Origin of the sequence: Polynucleobacter sp. MWH-CaK5 (assembly GCF_018687615.1) — a bacterium.
In the GTDB taxonomy this organism is placed as follows: Bacteria; Pseudomonadota; Gammaproteobacteria; order Burkholderiales; family Burkholderiaceae; genus Polynucleobacter.
Window position 1 is genome coordinate 172,391 of the sequence record NZ_CP061299.1, and the last position, 18,091, is coordinate 190,481.

At 45.2% G+C, this 18,091-nt stretch carries 16 protein-coding genes; 14 read left to right on the plus strand and 2 right to left on the minus strand.

Going from position 1 to position 18,091, the window contains the following annotated elements; translation table 11 throughout:
* Positions 1-2: 2 nt before the first annotated feature.
* The 10 genes from murD (at position 3) to lpxC (ending at position 11,377) form a co-directional block, all read left to right on the plus strand.
* Positions 3-1,577: a UDP-N-acetylmuramoyl-L-alanine--D-glutamate ligase gene (gene murD, locus GQ367_RS00935; RefSeq protein ID WP_371818539.1), complete on the plus strand. Its 1,575-nt coding sequence runs from the start codon at positions 3-5 to the stop codon at positions 1,575-1,577.
* A complete protein-coding gene (ftsW, locus tag GQ367_RS00940; protein WP_215290685.1) occupies positions 1,574-2,839 on the plus strand; it encodes a putative lipid II flippase FtsW in 1,266 nt (421 codons plus the stop codon). The genes murD and ftsW overlap by 4 nt, the downstream gene beginning before the upstream one ends.
* Entirely contained in the window at positions 2,836-3,918 is a 1,083-nt protein-coding gene (gene murG, locus GQ367_RS00945; protein WP_215290686.1) for an undecaprenyldiphospho-muramoylpentapeptide beta-N-acetylglucosaminyltransferase, read from the plus strand. Before ftsW ends, murG begins: the two co-directional genes overlap by 4 nt.
* Positions 3,915-5,348 (plus strand): UDP-N-acetylmuramate--L-alanine ligase, encoded by a 1,434-nt coding sequence (gene murC, locus GQ367_RS00950; RefSeq protein ID WP_215290688.1) that lies wholly within the window; start codon positions 3,915-3,917, stop codon positions 5,346-5,348. The genes murG and murC overlap by 4 nt, the downstream gene beginning before the upstream one ends.
* Positions 5,349-5,352: 4 nt before the next feature.
* A complete protein-coding gene (locus GQ367_RS00955) occupies positions 5,353-6,327 on the plus strand; it encodes a D-alanine--D-alanine ligase (RefSeq protein ID WP_215291825.1) in 975 nt (324 codons plus the stop codon).
* On the plus strand, positions 6,324-7,142 hold the full coding sequence (locus GQ367_RS00960) for a cell division protein FtsQ/DivIB (RefSeq protein ID WP_215290690.1): 819 nt from the start codon (positions 6,324-6,326) through the stop codon (positions 7,140-7,142). The genes GQ367_RS00955 and GQ367_RS00960 overlap by 4 nt, the downstream gene beginning before the upstream one ends.
* A gap of 5 nt (positions 7,143-7,147) precedes the next feature.
* Entirely contained in the window at positions 7,148-8,377 is a 1,230-nt protein-coding gene (gene ftsA / locus GQ367_RS00965) for a cell division protein FtsA (RefSeq protein ID WP_215291826.1), read from the plus strand.
* A gap of 70 nt (positions 8,378-8,447) precedes the next feature.
* The gene (gene ftsZ / locus GQ367_RS00970; RefSeq protein ID WP_215290692.1) at positions 8,448-9,758 is read left to right on the plus strand and encodes a cell division protein FtsZ; all 1,311 of its coding nucleotides are present in this window, start codon (positions 8,448-8,450) and stop codon (positions 9,756-9,758) included.
* Between the two features lie 189 nt (positions 9,759-9,947).
* On the plus strand, positions 9,948-10,448 hold the full coding sequence (locus GQ367_RS00975; protein WP_215290694.1) for a peroxiredoxin: 501 nt from the start codon (positions 9,948-9,950) through the stop codon (positions 10,446-10,448).
* Between the two features lie 14 nt (positions 10,449-10,462).
* Positions 10,463-11,377 carry a UDP-3-O-acyl-N-acetylglucosamine deacetylase gene (lpxC, locus tag GQ367_RS00980; protein ID WP_215290696.1) on the plus strand — a complete coding sequence of 305 codons (915 nt, stop codon included), beginning with the start codon at positions 10,463-10,465 and terminating at the stop codon, positions 11,375-11,377.
* Between the two features lie 12 nt (positions 11,378-11,389).
* Here the strand turns inward: lpxC and GQ367_RS00985 are convergent, their stop codons facing one another.
* On the minus strand, positions 11,390-11,914 hold the full coding sequence (locus GQ367_RS00985; protein ID WP_215290698.1) for a DUF721 domain-containing protein: 525 nt from the start codon (positions 11,912-11,914) through the stop codon (positions 11,390-11,392).
* Between GQ367_RS00985 and secA the strand changes: the two genes are divergently transcribed.
* From secA to GQ367_RS01005, 4 genes are read left to right on the plus strand one after another with little or no spacing between them, the layout of a single operon-like run.
* Positions 11,913-14,663, plus strand: a complete 2,751-nt coding sequence (gene secA / locus GQ367_RS00990; protein ID WP_215290700.1) for a preprotein translocase subunit SecA — start codon at positions 11,913-11,915, stop codon at positions 14,661-14,663. The genes GQ367_RS00985 and secA overlap by 2 nt on opposite strands.
* 47 nt (positions 14,664-14,710) lie before the next feature.
* Positions 14,711-15,946 (plus strand): bifunctional glutamate N-acetyltransferase/amino-acid acetyltransferase ArgJ, encoded by a 1,236-nt coding sequence (argJ, locus tag GQ367_RS00995; RefSeq protein WP_215290702.1) that lies wholly within the window; start codon positions 14,711-14,713, stop codon positions 15,944-15,946.
* A gap of 38 nt (positions 15,947-15,984) precedes the next feature.
* A complete protein-coding gene (locus tag GQ367_RS01000) occupies positions 15,985-16,851 on the plus strand; it encodes an ATP-binding protein (protein ID WP_215290704.1) in 867 nt (288 codons plus the stop codon).
* A gap of 4 nt (positions 16,852-16,855) precedes the next feature.
* Positions 16,856-17,302 carry an NUDIX domain-containing protein gene (locus GQ367_RS01005; RefSeq protein ID WP_215290705.1) on the plus strand — a complete coding sequence of 149 codons (447 nt, stop codon included), beginning with the start codon at positions 16,856-16,858 and terminating at the stop codon, positions 17,300-17,302.
* 9 nt (positions 17,303-17,311) lie between these two features.
* Here the strand turns inward: GQ367_RS01005 and zapD are convergent, their stop codons facing one another.
* Complete coding sequence (gene zapD / locus GQ367_RS01010) at positions 17,312-18,061, minus strand: cell division protein ZapD (RefSeq protein WP_215290707.1); 750 nt, start codon at positions 18,059-18,061, stop codon at positions 17,312-17,314.
* Positions 18,062-18,091: the final 30 nt, after the last annotated feature.

Genomic DNA, 18,091 nt, shown 5'->3' on the forward strand with positions numbered 1-18,091 from the left:
GAGTGATTCAATTACAGCATCCATTTGGCAAAGAGCGCCCTCAGGCAATGAGGGTCTTGGTGCTTGGCTTGGGAGAGTCAGGCGCTGCCATGGTGCGTTGGTGTGTTGCTCAAGGTGCGAAGGTATCGGTGGCTGATACCAGATCCATTGAGCAGTTATCTGAGGGTGCGAAAAAATATCATCAAGTCGTCAAAGACTTGGGTGTCAAAGAGATTCATTTGGGTGGATTGTCTGCAGAGTTGTTGAACGCCACAGACGTGATTGCAATCAGTCCAGGTCTATCGCCATTGCAAGAGCCAGTTCAATCATTTTTAGCGAATGCTGCAGAAAAAGAAATTCCAGTGTGGAGTGAAATTGAATTTTTTGCTCAAGCGATTCAAGCATTAAAAGACGAACAAAACTACGCTGTCAAAGTGATTGCCATCACTGGTACGAATGGCAAAACAACGACCACGGCATTAACAGGCTTACTCTGTGAAAGAGCGGGCAAGTCTGTGGCAGTCGCAGGCAATATCAGTCCGGCCGCTTTAGATAAGTTATTGGATATCGAAGAATTGCCAGATGTTTGGGTTTTAGAGCTTTCTAGTTTCCAGCTTCAGCACACTTACAGTCTTCATGCGGATGCCGCGACTGTTTTGAATGTGACCCAAGACCATTTGGATTGGCATGGTGATTTTGAACAATATGCGGCAGCAAAGGCCAGAATTTTCAGCCCTAATACGATCGCTGTATTAAATCGCGATGACAACAGTGTGATGAATATGCAGTCTGATATGAATCGCACGATCACCTTTGGAGTTGAAGCGCCTACTGAAGAAGATGCATTTGGTGTATTCCATGATACGGCTGCTGGTGGTATCGATTGGTTGGTATGGGCTGAGCCTGATGCAGAAGCTCTGGAGCTAAAAGCAAAGCGTCGTCGCAAAAAAGCCGATGTGGATGATGAGCCTTTGAGGTTGAAGCGCTTGATGCCGGCAGATGCTTTGCGCATCAAAGGAAGACATAACGCAAGTAACGCCTTAGCAGCTTTGGCACTCAGTATTGCTATTGATATTCCGATGGGCCCTCTATTGCATGGTTTGCGTGAGTACAAGGGTGAGCCACATCGCATGCAGTCAGTGGCCATCGTTGAAGGTGTTGAGTACATCGATGATAGTAAAGGCACCAATGTTGGTGCTACCTTGGCTGCCTTGAATGGTTTGGGTCAGTCCGGCTCAGGTTCAGTATCAAGTGCAACGGCAAAAATCATTTTGATTGCAGGTGGTGAAGGCAAGGGGCAAGATTTCTCTCCATTGAGCCAAGCGCTTGCACGTCATGCCAAAGCGATCATTTTGATTGGTCGAGATGCGCCAGCCATCAGAAGTGCTATTGAATCATCGGGTGTTGCCATCCGTGATGCTGATACTTTGGAACAGGCCGTCGAATCAGCGGCTGAGATGGCGGAGTCAGGTGACTTGGTCTTGCTGTCACCAGCTTGCGCAAGTTTTGACATGTTCAAAGATTACGCGCACCGCGCTCAAGTCTTCGTTGATGCGGTGAGTGAGTTAGCTAGCTTGAAAGGTCAGGTGAGCGCATGATTCAATTCTTCAAACGTTTCAGTGCCAATGGCATCAGTGGTGTCAAAGGTGGCATCAAAGAAGGTTTCGAAGATTTTCGTTTGGGATTGCGTGACGCCACAACCGTGGTTCGTCCAACTCGTTCACGCATGATGGAATATGACCAACCATTGTTATGGGCTGTTTTGATTCTCGTGACATTGGGTCTTGTGATGGTTTATTCGGCATCGATTGCTTTACCCGATGGTCCTAAATATGCCAAATACAGCACCAGTCACTTTTTGGTTAGACATGGCATCTCTATTGCAATTGCTTTCACGGTAGGTATTTTTGCTTTCAAAGTACCTCTTAAAGTTTGGGATCGTTTAGCGCCCGCCATTTTTGCTTTGGCATTCATCATGTTGATCTTTGTTTTGATTCCAGGGGTTGGTAAAGGGGTCAATGGTGCAAAGCGTTGGATTCCATTGGGCATCACAAATTTCCAACCATCAGAATTGATGAAGTTAGCAGTTGTTTTATTTGCTGCTTGGTACACCGTCCAGCGTCAAGAGTATTTGCACACCTTGGTCAAAGGTTTGTTGCCGATGGGTGCTGCGGTGATAGCGGTGGGTGTCTTGCTGCTATTACAACCTGACATGGGTGCTTTCATGGTGATTGCCGTGATTGCGATGGGCCTATTATTTTTAGGGGGCATCAACGCCAAATTGTTTGGTGCGCTGACAGCTTTGGCCATTGGCAGTTTTGCATCCATCATCATCTTTTCTGAATTTAGAAGACAGCGGATTTTTGCTTACCTTGATCCTTGGAATGAAGAGTTTGCTGCTGGTAAAGCCTATCAATTAACACATTCACTCATGGCATTTGGCCGAGGGGAGTGGTTCGGAGTTGGTTTGGGCGGAAGTATTGAAAAACTTCATTACCTTCCAGAAGCGCACACAGATTTTATTTTGGCAGTGATTGGCGAAGAGTTGGGATTCGTTGGCGTCGCTGTTGTCATCGCAATTTTCTATTGGATTATTCGACGTGCATTCTTGATTGGTCGAACAGCTTTGCAATTGGATCGAAGTTTTGCTGGCTTGGTTGCAAAAGGCATTGCGATTTGGATTGGTTGGCAGGCGTTCATCAATATGGGCGTTAACTTGGGCATCTTGCCGACCAAGGGCTTGACCTTACCGTTTGTTAGTTTTGGTGGCTCAGGTTTGATGATGAACGCAGTTGCGGTTGCGATCTTGTTAAAGATTGACGTTGAGAACAGAGTGTTGATGAGGGGTGGCAAGTTATGACGCACTCACCCACCTTATTGGTCATGGCTGGCGGTACTGGCGGGCATATTTTCCCAGGCTTGGCTGTGGCTGAATATTTGCGTGAGCATGGTTGGAATGTTTCTTGGTTGGGGAATGCCAAGGGCATGGAATACCGCTTGGTGCCGCCTCGCGGTTTTGCTTTTGAATCCATTCAGTTTGGTGGCTTAAGAGGCAAGGGAATCAAAACATTGGTGTTGTTGCCATTTAATTTATTACGAGCATTTTGGCAAAGCATTCAAGTATTGCGTCGAGTAAAGCCCGATGTTGTGTTGGGCATGGGTGGTTATGTCACATTCCCGGCTGGAATGATGAGTGTTTTATTGGGTAAGCCATTGGTTTTGCATGAGCAAAATTCAATTGCTGGTTTAGCCAATAAAGTATTGGCCAAAGTTGCAGACAAAACTTTGTGCGCATTTCCAAATGCATTGCCGGGTGCTGTTTGGTTGGGTAATCCATTGCGTGCTGGTATGAGTCAAATTGAATCTCCACAAGCTCGTTACTCAGCAAGATCTGGTCGTTTACAGATTTTGGTGGTGGGTGGTAGTTTGGGAGCTGCAGCATTGAATGAAGTGGTCCCAGAAGCCCTTGCAAAAATCCCAGTTGAATCTAGACCATCGGTGATCCACCAAGCAGGTGAGAAACACCTTGATCAATTGCGCCAGAAATACGCGAGCTTGAATGTTGAGGCAGAAGTTGTGCCATTCATTGATGACATGGTGACAGCTTATGCAAAAGCAGATTTAGTGATTTGTCGAGCAGGTGCCATGACTGTGGCAGAAATTTCAGCGGTGGGCGTGGCCTCGTATTTGGTGCCCTTCCCATACGCTGTGGATGATCATCAAACGTCGAATGCAAAATTTCTTTCAGAGGCTGGCGCTGCTGTGTTGATGCCGCAAGCTGATATGACAACAGATTCATTGGCTGTTTATTTGCAAACAGTTGATCGCGCAGAGTTATCAAAAATGGCTGAACGCGCTTTGAGTCAGGCCAAGCCAAATGCAACCAAAGATGTTGCAGAAATATGTCAAATGTTATCTAAGAGAGCGGTTCAGTCATGAAGCACATTCTTCATCAAATTCATTTTGTCGGCATTGGTGGTGCAGGCATGAGCGGTATTGCTGAGGTGTTACTCAATCTTGGTTACAAGGTGAGTGGCTCAGACATGGCTGAAAGTGCAACCACCAAACGTTTGCGTGAGTGTGGTGCAGAAATCACCATTGGTCATCATGCCAAGAATGTGGGTAGTGCAGAGGCAGTTGTTATTTCAACAGCCGTTACTGGAGACAACCCAGAAGTCTTGGCTGCCCGTGCGGCGCGTATTCCAATTGTGCCAAGAGCTGTGATGCTGGGTGAGTTGATGCGCTTAAAGCAGGGCATTGCTATTGCAGGCACTCATGGCAAAACAACCACGACCAGTTTGTTGGCTTCAGTTTTGGCTGAGGGTGGTTTGGATCCAACCTTTGTGATTGGCGGAAAATTAACGTCTGCTGGTGCAAATGCACGTTTAGGCACTGGTGATTTTATTGTGGCCGAAGCCGATGAATCAGACGCATCCTTCTTAAACTTATTGCCAGTGATTGAAGTGATCACCAACATTGATGCTGATCACATGGACACTTATCAGCACGATATGGCTAAGTTAAAACAAGCCTTCGTGCAATTCACGCAACGCATGCCGTTTTATGGTGTTGCTGTGTTGTGCGTTGATGATCAAAACGTGCGCGATATTTTGCCGTTTGTGTCACAACCAATTCTTGGGTATGGCTTATCTGAAGATGCTGATGTGCGCGCTATTGATGTTGTTGCCGATGGTCCTCAGATGCATTTCACAGCCTTGCGACACACCGTGCGTCGTCATGGCGATACGCCAGGGCCATTGAAGGTCACATTGAATTTACCAGGCTTACACAATGTGCGTAACGCACTTGCAGCGATTGCCATTGCCACTGAGTTGGGTGTGAGTGATGCAGCCATCGTGAAAGCCTTGAAAGAATTCCACGGCGTTGGCCGCCGTTTCCAGCGTTATGGAGAAGTGAAGTTGCCTCAGGGTGGTACATGCACTGTGATTGATGATTACGGTCATCATCCTGTAGAGATGGCAGCAACACTCTCTGCAACCAGAGGAGCCTTCCCAGGCCGTCGATTATTGCTGGCATTCCAGCCACATCGTTACACCAGAACGCGTGACTGCTTTGGTGAGTTTGTGCGAGTTCTTCAAGGTGTGGATGCTTTGGCTTTAACCGAAGTTTATCCAGCGGGTGAGGCTCGAATTTCCGGTGCTGATGGAGAGGCTTTGATCAAAGCTTTGGCAAAGGCCAAAGAAGAAGGTCGCTTATTGGATGTTGCTAATACTAAATTTATAAAAGATGTGAATGAATTGCCGAATTTGGTGATGAGCATGGCGCGCGATGGTGATGTGATCATCACCATGGGTGCAGGATCCATCTCTGCTGTTCCAGGAAAGTTGGCGGGAGGTTCAAATGCCTAATCTGATGAATTGGAGCGAAGAAGTACAAAAAGATTTGTCACAAGTGAATGTTGCTGCCTTGGGCAAGGTCGGAGTGTTGCTTGGCGGTAAATCAGGTGAAAGAGATATTTCTTTGATGTCAGGCAAAGGTGTTTTAGATGCTTTGATTTCAAAGGGTGTGAATGCTCATGCTTTTGACCCAGGCCAACAAGCCATCACAGAATTAGCTGCGCAGAAATTTGATCGAGTCTTCATTGCCCTCCATGGTCGTTATGGTGAAGACGGCACGATGCAAGGTCTGCTGGAGCAAATGAATTTGCCTTATACCGGCAGTGGTGTATTGGCTTCTGCTCTTGCGATTGATAAACAAGCGACCAAGCGATTATGGTCCAGCTTTGATTTGGCCACACCTCGATTTGCAATGTTAAATGCCAAGAGTGATTGGCAAAAAATTATCCAAGATCTTGGACTGCCGATCATTGTGAAGCCAGCCAGAGAGGGATCATCTCTTGGTTTGAGCAAAGTCATGAAGGCAGAAGATTTGCCGGCAGCGTATGCATTGGCAGCGAAGCTTGATCGTGATGTGATGGCAGAGCAATGCATCATCGGTGAAGAGTTAACTTGTCCAATCGTGGGTGATGGCGAGAATGCGCGAGCATTGCCGGTCATCAGAATCGTGGCCCCAGACTCTAATTACGATTATCACAATAAATATTTTTCTGACGACACCAAATACTTGTGCCCAACAGGTTTGGATTTGGCGCTTGAGACAAAAGTACAAGAACTTGCTTTAAGTGCATACCGTGCCTTAGGCTGTAAAGGTTGGGGTCGTGCGGACGTGATGATTGATCAAAAGACCAATCAACCTTATTTATTAGAAATGAATACAGCGCCTGGTATGACTGGTCATTCATTGGTGCCAATGGCGGCCAAGGCAGCCGGTGTTGAATATGCTGATTTGGTGTTGTGGCTATTAAGCAAGGCAGGTATTCATTCATGAAATTCTTGCGCATCTTCTTCGGCTTTTTAGGTTCTATGAGTGCCACGGTGTTTGGCCCGATCTGGAATCACGCCAAGATGATGCGTGCGATGGCAAATTTCTTGTTATTGATTGCTTTGTTGGTGACGTGTGGATGGCTTCTATTCTGGTTAGGTCAAAAACCAGTTTTCACTTTGAATCACTTAACGGTTGAGTCACTCGATGGTCGTGAGCTCAAGCACGTGAATTTGCCAACAATTAAAACCCGTGCATTGGATCAAGTGAAGGGCAATTTTTTCACGATTCGTTTAGATCAAGCAAGACAGTCATTTGAAACGATGCCGTGGGTGCGTCGAGCCAGTGTGCGCCGTGAGTGGCCTAACGGAATTGTGGTCGCGATCGAAGAGCATCAAGCTTTGGGAGTGTGGGTTAGTGAAACGCCTAAATTGATCAATACCTACGGTGAAGTATTTATCGCAAATATGGCAGAAGCAGAGGACAGCGCTTCATTGTTGAGATTCAGCGGTCCAGAAGGAAGTAATAAAGAGGTCTTTAGAAAATACCAGCAACTGAATCTTTGGTTTGAGCCTTGGCAAGCAAGTGTGAAAAGTCTTGAGCTCTCTTCTCGTTATGCCTGGAAAGCCAAGTTGAGTAATAACTTGAATATTGAATTGGGTCGAGAGCTCGATGAGCGCGATGCAAAGCAGATTCAATTAAGTGTTGAGCGTTTGATTAAGAGTTGGCCACAGGTTCAAGAGAAATGGGGCCAACGAGTGGATTCAATTGACCTTCGTTATGCCAATGGCTATGCCATCAATATAGGAAAAAAACTGTGAGCGTTATCAGTAAAGACACAAAAGATTTAATTGTTGGCTTGGATATCGGCACATCCAAAGTGGTTGCTTTGGTGGCCGAGTTAAATCCAGATGGTCAATTCAATGTCGTGGGTCTTGGTCAAGTCAGTTCTAAAGGGTTGAAAAAAGGTGTGGTCGTCAATATTGAGGCCACTGTTCAGTCCATTCAAAAAGCTCTTGAAGAAGCTGAGGTGATGGCTGATCGTCGCATTGCGCAAGTGTTCACCGGTATCGCTGGAAACCACATTCACAGTTTTAATTCAACAGGCATGGTGGCAATCCGTGACAAAGAGGTTTCAGCAGGTGATGTTGAGCGAGTGATTGAAACAGCTAAAGCGATCAATATTCCAACCGATCAACAAATTCTTCACATCCTCACGCAAGAATTCATCATTGATGGACAAGAAGATGTGCGTGAACCAATTGGTATGAGCGGTATTCGTTTAGAGGTCAAGGTGCACATCGTGACTGGTGCTGTCAGTGCTGCGCAAAACATTGTGAAGTGTGTGCGCCGTTGTGGTCTAGAAGTGAATGATCTGATTTTGCAGCCTTTGGCTTCAAGTGTTGCGGTCTTGACTGAAGACGAAAAAGAATTGGGTGTTGTGTTGGTCGACATCGGTGGCGGTACAACCGACATCGCGATCTTCAGTCAGGGAGCGATTCGTCACACAGCAGTGATTCCAATTGCTGGTGATCAAATCACCAATGACATTGCAATGGCTTTGCGCACTCCAACCATCGATGCGGAAGATCTCAAAATTCATTTTGGTATTGCACGTCAAAGCATGGCCAATCCAAATGAAACCATTGAGGTTCCGGGTGTTGGTGATCGCGAAGCTCGGTCTATGTCACGCCAAGCTTTATCTGCAGTGATCGAGCCACGTGTTGAAGAGTTATTGAGTTTGGTTCGTCAAGTGGTGCGCGAATCAGGCATGGAAGATTTGGTTTCCTCAGGAGTTGTTTTAACTGGCGGCACGGCCTTGATGCCGGGAGTTGTTGAATTGGCAGAAGAAGTTTTTGCTAAGCCAGCGCGCGTTGGTTTCCCTGAGTACAAAGGACATTTGAGTGAAATTTTAAGAAGCCCAAGATATTCAACAGGCTTAGGTTTGTTGATGGAGGGGCGTGTGCAGTTAGTGCGTGGTCGCCGAGTTGCGCAATCTGGAACCATACAAAACATCGTGGCGCGCATGCGCGAATGGTTCATGGGAAATTTTTAAGAATTTAGAAGTATTAGAAGATTTTTAGTTTTATTTTTGTCGTCGTCAACCGTAGTTATAAGGAGGTAGTATGGAATTTGAAATGTTAGATGCAGAACCGGCGGGTAAGACCATTATTAAAGTGGTCGGCGTGGGCGGTGCAGGCGGTAACGCTGTGCAGCACATGATTCGTCGTGGTGTACAAGGTGTTGAGTTCATTTGCATGAACACAGATGCGGGTGCACTTCAACGTTCTAAAGCTGGCGTCAATATTCAGTTGGGTGCAACAGGTTTGGGTGCTGGTGCCAAGCCTGAAGTGGGTGCATCTTCTGCTGTTGAAGCTAAGGCACGCATTGCTGATGCATTGCAAGGTGCACACATGGTCTTTATCACAGCCGGTATGGGTGGTGGTACAGGTACAGGCGCAGGTCCGGTGGTTGCTCAAGTTGCCAAAGAAATGGGTATCTTGACAGTTGGTGTGATCAGCAAGCCATTTGATTTTGAAGGTGCAAAGCGCGGTAAAGTGGCTGAAGCTGGTGCTCATGAAATTGAAAACTATGTTGATTCATTAATTGTTGTTCTTAATGAAAAACTATTTGAAGTCATGGGTGAAGATGCTGAGATGGACAAGGCCTTTGGTTGTGCAGATGATGTATTGCACAACGCTGTTGCCGGTATCGCAGAAATCATCAACGAGCAAGGTTTGATCAACGTTGACTTTGAAGACGTTAAAACAGTGATGAGTGAGCAAGGTAAAGCCATGATGGGAACAGCCACTGTTTCTGGTATGGATCGTGCTCGTTTAGCTGCTGAAGCTGCTGTTGCATCACCATTGCTTGAAGGTGTTGATTTGTCAGGAGCGCGTGGCGTATTGGTGAACATCACAGCAAGCCGTTCATTGAAGTTGTCAGAGACTCGTGAAGTAATGGGCGCTATTCGTGGATATGCTGCTGAAGATGCCACAGTGATCTTTGGTACTGTTTACGATGAAAGCTTGGGTGATGCTTTGCGTGTCACAGTGGTTGCTACTGGTTTGAATGGTGGCAAGCGCAAAGAAAAGCAGCCTGAAGTTATTTGGCGTAATACACAAGCCACAGGCACTTATGATGCAGCACCAACCATGGCTGATTTAAGTACTTTCGCACCACAAAGTGCAACAGCAACCATGGCGATGGCAAATACAGCCAGCAACGTGAATGCCGCAAGCATGACTGCGCCAGCGATGCCGGTGGGATCTGCCAGTGATTACGCAAAATATGATGTACCAAAAGTGTTTCGCAGCAATCGTGAATCAAATGAGCCGCGTTTGGGCGCAAATAGCTCACCAGAAGCGCAAGCAATGATGGATAAGGGTGCTGATTACTACGATATTCCAGCTTTTTTACGTAAGCAAGCTGATTAAGAATTAGTCGTAATTAGAAAAAAGCATAAAAAACAATGGCATACAGATGCCGGTGGTAACGCGCCTCCTGCGAAATGACGACGCATGCGATACCATCGGTGTTCTGGCAAAAATAAATGCCAATAGTTATAAACAAAAATTACTATTTAAATTAGTTAATTTAAAGACCCTTATTGAATGGAGAAGACAATGATTGCAGTAGGACAACAACTACCAAATGCCACAATTCATGAATTTTTAGAAGTTGCTACAGAAGGTTGTTCTGTAGGACCAAATGCTTTTGAAGTGAGCAAATTAACAGCAGGTAAAAAGATTGTTATTTTTGGCTTGCCAGGTGCATTTACACCAACATGCTCAGCTCAGCACGTTCCAGGTTACGTGGCTAACTTTGATGCGATCAAAGCCAAGGGTGTTGACGAAATTTGGTGCTTATCAGTGAATGATGCATTTGTGATGGGTGCCTGGGGTAAAGACCAAAAGGTGAATGGAAAAGTTCGCATGATGGCTGATGGCGCAGCAGAATTGACTAAGAAGCTTGGTTTGGAATTTGACTTAACAGCTCGCGGTATGGGTGTTCGTTCACAACGTTATTTGATGATTGTTGATAATGGCGTAGTGAAGCATTTGGCCGTTGAAGCAGCTGGTAAGTTTGAAGTGAGTGATGCAGCTTCTGCACTAAAAGCACTTTAATCTACAGATAAATCATGTTGAAACAGCGCACCATTGCAGCCCCTGTAAAAACCGTTGGTATTGGATTACACACGGGCCGCAAGGTGACGCTTAAATTAATACCTGCACCAATTAATACAGGCATTATTTTTCATCGCGTCGATTTACCGAATGCCCCTGGCATCAAGGCTGATGCGCACTTGGTGACTGATACACGTTTGGCCACGGTGTTACAAAATGGTGACACCCGAGTTTCTACTGTAGAACATTTGTTATCTGGCTGCGCAGGTCTTGGCATTGATAACTTGATCATTGAATTAGATTGCGAAGAAGTGCCCATCATGGATGGCAGTGCGGCTTCATTTTTGTTTTTGATTGAATCAGCAGGCCTTCAAGAACAAGAGGCTCCACGTCAGTTCATTGTGATTAAAAAGCCAGTTGAAATTAGAGAGGCTGGCAAATTAGCACGCTTGGAACCTTTCGATGGATTCAAGTTAGATTTCACGATTGATTTCAAACACCCTGCAGTCGATAAGACTGGTCAAAGACATGTGATTGATTTTGCAGACAGCACGTATGCAAGAGAAATTGGAAGAGCTAGAACATTTGGTTTTGCTCATGAAGTAGAAGCTCTGCGCGAAATGGGTTTAGCTCGCGGCGGTAGTTTGGATAACGCGATTGTGTTGGATGAGCACCGAATTTTAAATAATGAAGAATTGCGCTATGACGATGAATTCGTGCGTCATAAGATTTTGGATGCGATTGGTGATTTGTATTTAGCAGGTCATCCGATTGTGGGCGCTTATATTGCTGAAAAGTCAGGTCATGCTTTGAACAATGCATTGCTCAGAGCTTTATTTGCAGACCCAAGCAGTTACGAAATAAAAGGCTTCGACGAAGCCAGCGCGCCAGAAGCTTATCAATTAAAAAATAAGCCTTTGTTTGCCTAAAAATTAGGCAAATCAGCCTTTTTCCCGATTTTTTAAGAGTTTTTCAACCGCGATCCGCAGCGGAGAACTTTCATCGAGCTGATTCATTAATTTAGACCAAGATTTTTCAGCGCTTGAGGGAAAAACAGGGGGTTTTTCAGTGCTTTGAACCTTGTTTGGGGCTGGTATTCCAAGCCCTCCAGGAGCCTGTTTAATGGCCAAAGAACGGGCTGGATAACCTTGTTCTTGAAGTTTTAAGAGTATTGAGGGGGCTTTTTGACTGATTCGGGTTGCAATGGCTGCATTTGATACCAACAAGGTCAATTGCCCAGTTTCATCTGAAAGGCCACCGGCTTTAACCAAGCCAATAGCCTTCTGAAGCCCATTTTGATTGAGGCTCAGGTCAATCGCTTGCTGAACTAAAAGATTGTTTTCTGCCCTTTGCAGGAGGTCTCCCAGAGGGGTATTTTTTTCAATGCAAGCTAATGCATCACGGGCATTCGCAGATGTCCGTCTGGGTGCTAAACTTTGAGGCTTAAATTTCCTCGCAAAAGTCATGGTTACTGGTCTTCTTAAGAAAATATTTGGCAGTCGAAATGATCGACTCTTAAAACAATATAAGCGCATTGTCGCTCAGATTAATAGTCTGGAGCAGGGCATTGCCTCGCTTGACGATGCTGCATTGCAAGCAAAGACAGCTGAATTCAAGTCAAAACTGGCTGCAGGCCAAACAATTGATGAAATCTTGCCAGAGGCCTTTGCGGTTGTTCGTGAGGCCAGCAAGCGTGTCATGAACATGCGTCATTTTGATGTTCAGATGATTGGTGGCTTGGCTCTTCACCAAGGAAAAATCTCTGAAATGAGAACCGGTGAAGGTAAAACCTTGACCGCAACTCTCCCTGTGTATCTGAATGCCTTAACAGGTAAAGGTGTTCACGTTGTGACGGTCAACGATTACTTGGCAGAGCGTGATGCTGAGTGGATGGCAAAGCTCTATAACTTCTTGGGTCTAAGTGTTGGCATTAATTTGTCACAAATGGAACATGAAGCTAAGAAAAAAGCTTACAACTCAGATATCACCTACGGAACAAATAACGAATTCGGTTTTGACTATTTGCGCGACAACATGATTCAAGAATTGGATCAGCGTGTGCAGCGTGGTTTGGCATACGCCATTGTTGACGAAGTTGACTCGATTTTGATCGACGAGGCTCGCACGCCTTTGATCATTTCTGGTCAAGCAGAAGATCACACAGAAATTTATGTGGCGATGAATGCATTGCCACAATATTTAACTCGTCAGTACGGCGAAGAAAAAGCAGATGGTTCAGGTGTCATCACCCCAGGTGATTACATCGTTGATGAAAAATCTCACCAAGTATTTTTAACTGAAGCGGGTCACGAAAAAGCTGAGATTGCTTTGGCTCAAATTGGTTTGATCAAAGAAGGGGAGTCTTTGTATGCTCCTCAAAACATCACTTTGATGCACCATGTGTATGCCGCTCTAAGAGCTCACACACTATTTAATAAAGATCAGCATTACGTTGTACAAAATGGTGAAGTTGTCATTGTTGATGAATTCACCGGACGACTCATGCAAGGACGTCGTTGGTCAGATGGTTTGCATCAAGCGGTTGAGGCAAAAGAGGGTGTAGCGATTCAACACGAAAATCGCACCTTGGCGACGATCACCTTCCAGAACTATTTCCGTATGTACAGCAAGCTCGCTGGTATGACCGGTACAGCTGATACAGAAGCTTATGAGTTCCAAGAGATCTATGGTTTGGAGACAGTGATTGTTCCTCCAAATCGCATCAACGCCAGAATTGATAGGCAAGATCAAATCTATCGCTCATCGATGGAGCGTTATAACGCTGTTATCAAAGATATCCAAGATTGCTATGAGCGCGGTCAACCGGTGTTGGTTGGTACCACATCGATTGAAAACTCAGAGTTGATTTCATCACTATTGGATAAGGCGAAGTTGCCTCATCAAGTATTGAACGCCAAGCAACATGCCAAAGAAGCTGAAATCATTGCGCAAGCGGGTCGTCCAAAGATGATCACCATCGCAACGAACATGGCTGGTCGAGGCACGGATATTGTGTTGGGCGGTAACGTTGAAAAACAAGCTGGCTTGATTGAGCAAGATGCTGCGATTTCTGCACAAGATAAAGCTGCTCGCATTAAACAGTTGCATGATGAATGGCAAGGTTTGCACGACCACGTGGTGAGTGCAGGTGGTTTGCACATCATCGGTACTGAGCGTCATGAAAGCCGTCGTGTTGATAACCAGTTAAGAGGTCGTGCTGCACGTCAGGGTGACCCAGGTTCATCAAGATTCTATTTGTCATTGGATGATGCTTTACTTCGCATCTTTGCTGGTGAGCGTCTGAAGTCCATCATGGATCGCTTGCGCATGCCTGAGGGTGAGCCAATTGAAGCCGGCATGGTGACTCGCTCAATTGAATCTGCACAGCGCAAAGTGGAAGCCAGAAACTTTGATATTCGTAAGCAATTATTGCAATACGACGATGTGGCCAATGATCAGCGTAAAGAAGTTTATCGTTTGCGCAATGAGGTTCTTGAATCAAAAGATGTTGGTGATTTAGTTGCCAACTTGCGTGAATCGTTTTTCACAGATTTGTTCCATGATCATATTCCTGCTGAATCTGTGATTGAGCAGTGGGACGTTGCTGGGTTGCAGCAAGTGTTATCGAACGATTGGGGCTTATCAGTTGATCTGCAAGCCATCATTGATGCTGCAGACACTATCGAGCCAGAAGATCTGCTTGCCAAAGTATTGGAAAGCGCTAAGAGTCTTTACGATGCAAAAGTTGAATTGGTCGGTAGAGAATCTTTTGCTAAGTTTGAATGTTCAGTGATTTTGTATGCTCTAGATACTTCTTGGAGAGAGCATTTAGCCGCTTTGGATCATTTGCGTCAGGGCATTCATTTGCGCGGCTATGCACAAAAAGATCCTAAGCAAGAATATCGCCGTGAAGCATTTGAATTATTTGCTCGCTTGCTAGACACAGTGAAGTTAGAAGTGACTCGCACCATCATGGTGGTCAGAATTGAAACTGCTGAAGAGTTAGAGCGTGCCTCAGAGTCCATCCAAGAAGATTTGGCGGATGTGAAGGGTGTGCAGTATCAACATGCCAGCGCTGATCAATCAGAGGATGAGCCTTCTGCACGTGCTGCTGCCCCTCAAGCTGCTCAGGCTGGCCCTAAGGTGGGTCGTAATGATCCTTGCCCATGTGGTAGCGGGAAAAAATACAAGCACTGCCATGGGCAGCTCAGTTAATTGAATGTTTGTTTGAATCATTGACTCATTTTTAGAGATAAAACACCATGCCAGTGAATTCCCCATTACCGATTGCCAGTGAATTAAGCCCTGTGAATGGTGTCCGTTTGGGGCATGCAGAAGCTGGCATTAAAAGACCTGGTCGTAAAGACGTTCTGATTATTGAACTCAATGAAGGTTCTAGCGTTGCTGGTGTTTTTACGAAAAATCGCTTTTGTGCGGCGCCGGTGCAAATTTGTAGAGAGCACTTGCAGGTATCAGCAAACAGTGGCGCGGATATTCGAGCATTGATCATCAACACAGGTAACGCCAATGCAGGCACAGGTGAGCCTGGTTATAAAAATGCGATGCGCACATGTGAAGAGTTGGCAAAGTTAATGGGTTTGAAAAAAGAGCAAATCTTGCCTTTTTCAACCGGAGTCATTCTTGAGCCTTTGCCAGTAGAAAAGGTGATTGCTGGTATGCCTCAAGCGATCAGCAATTTAAATTCGGATAACTGGTTCAATGCTGCTCATGCCATCATGACCACTGATACTCAGGCAAAAGCATATTCGAAGCAAGTTGAGATCAATGGTCAAGCCATCACCTTGACTGGTATCAGCAAGGGTGCTGGCATGATTCATCCGAACATGGCCACCATGTTGGGCTATGTGGCAACTGATGCAAAAGTATCGCCCGCTTTATTGCAGCAATTAACAACAGCCGCTGCTGATTTGTCTTTCAATGCCATCACGATTGATGGTGACACATCGACCAATGATTCTTTCATTGTCATGGCCAGTGGCGCAAGCCAAGTAGAGATTCCAGCTTCTGGTCAGGCACATGACATCTTCCGCCAAGCATTGATTGAAGTCTGTCAAAAATTAGCTCAAATGATTGTGCGAGATGGTGAGGGTGCGACTAAATTCATCACGATTCAGATTGAAGGCGGTAAGACCGATGCTGAATGTAAATTGGTGGCTGAAGCGATTGCTCACTCACCGTTGGTGAAAACCGCATTTTTTGCCAGCGATCCTAACTTAGGTCGTATCTTGGCTGCGATTGGCTATGCCGGTATTACAGATCTTGATGTTGGACGTGTGCAGTTATGGTTGGATGATGTTTGGGTTGCCAAAGATGGTGGCCGTCATCCTGAATATAAAGAAGAAGATGGACAGCGTGTGATGAAGCAAGCAGAAATCACGGTTCGCGCTAACTTAGGTCGAGGTCAAGCGACTCAAACTGTCTGGACCTGCGATCTATCTCATGAATATGTTTCTATCAATGCAGACTATCGCTCTTAATGCGATTCCGCTGAATTCACAAAGATCATAGGAAAGTCATGTCTGATAAGTTTGATCGCTTAGATAATCTATTGCAAAGACTTGATGAGTGGATGCCAAAATCTTTGACAGAAAAAGATTGGAATTCTGCGGTTGCTTTTAGGTGGCGTCGCAAAGATACGCTTTTGGGTAAGTTGGGCTATCTACAAGCTGTGCATCATATCTCTGGCATCACATTCAAAGATCTTCAGCACATTGAGCGTCAAACAGATCTCATTTATAACAATACCAAGCACTTTGTTGAAGGTAAGCCTGCTAATAATGTTTTGTTAACGGGCGCTAGAGGCACTGGTAAATCATCTTTGATCAAGGCTTCTTTGAATGAGTTTGCTGCGAAAGGTTTGCGTTTGGTTGAAGTCGATAAAGAACATTTAACAGATCTTGGTGACCTCACTGATTTGTTGGCAGCTCGACCTGAAAAATTCATCATCTTTTGTGATGACCTGTCTTTTGAAGATGGAGAGTCAGGTTATAAATCTTTGAAGTCTGCTTTGGATGGTTCTATTTCTGCGCAGGTCGATAATATTTTGATTTACGCAACATCTAACCGTCGTCATTTGTTGCCTGAGTACATGTCAGACAATGAGTCATACCAACATGGCGCTGATGGAGAGTTGCATCCTGGTGAGGTGGTTGAAGAAAAGATATCTTTATCTGAAAGATTTGGTTTGTGGATTTCTTTTTACCCTCCAAAACAAGATGAGTACCTTGATATCGTGGCGCACTGGCTCAAACATTTTGGCTTGAACGCAGAAAAAATTGCTGCAGCAAAACCAGAGGCTTTGATTTGGGCTTTGGAAAGAGGCTCAAGATCAGGACGTGTGGCTTGGCAGTTCGCACGCCATTGGGCTGGACAGCAGGATTAATACATTGACTGCTGAGCAAGAGCCGACATCATCTAGACCTGTTGTAGAGGTTGCAGTAGGTGTTTTGATCGATGGTGCCGGGGCTGTATTGCTTGGCCAGCGCCCAGAGGGCAAGCCTTATGCCGGTTACTGGGAATTTCCTGGTGGAAAAGTAGAGGCTGGTGAAACTCTTTTCGCAGCTCTTTCTCGAGAACTTCAAGAAGAAATTGATGTGCGCATTGATCAAGCAGATGAGTTCATGGTTTTAGAACATGACTATCCTCATGCGTATGTGCGCTTACATATTTGTTTCGTGAAGTCTTGGCAGGGTCAGCCACGTGGATTGGAAAATCAAGCGCTGGGATGGTTGAACATCAAAGATATTGATCAGCTTGGTATCGCAGGATTTGATCCTGTCTTACCTGCCACACTACCAATTTTAGAAAAGCTAAAGGGCTTAAAAGTTTTTTAGAAGTTATTTTTAGAAATTACAAAGAGATAGTTCAAAAGGAACATCTTCTGCAAAAGCTCGTGGCTTAGCTTCACCATCACAAGTCATGAAGCGAGTCCAAAGCATGTACTTGTTGGCACTGATTTCTGGAATCAAGTGTGATTGATGAATGCCAACACGCATCAATTGATATGTTTTACCAGAAAGCATTTGTTGGTAGGAGCCTTTAGACGCAAGCGTTTCAGCAGGCTTGCCTGAGCCTCTCAATAATTTTAAGAATAGCTGGCTGGCATATTTCCATGACATCAACGGCTCTACAAATTTCTTTAAATTCGCACGACGAATATTTGCGTCTGTAAATTGCCATGCGTAATACGCTGGTAAATCTACTGGGCTGGTGCCGCCTGGAATGCTCAAGCGTGAACGAATCAAATTCAACCATTCACTCTCTAAGATCTGAGCATTGGTCTTGCCGGTCTGATTAATCTTGCCCCAGATGATGTTCATTTCTTCAAGCGTGTTGAGCAAAGCATCTTGATCGATGTTGCTAGAGTTCTTTAAAGATAACAAACTATTTTTTTGGCGATCAAGTTCTTTCATAAGACTTGATTTCAAATCTGCGCGTGCAGTGATCTCGCCTAGGTCAAATAATATTGAAATGGCTTGATGCTGATCTCTTGCATCATCTTTTTCTACGAAGTACTCGAAACGATCAAAGAGGTACTCCAGTCTCAAAAGACTGCGCACCAGTTCATTGAAGGGGTATTCGTAAATAATCACAGATTCATATTCTAGACTGAAATTCTGTGA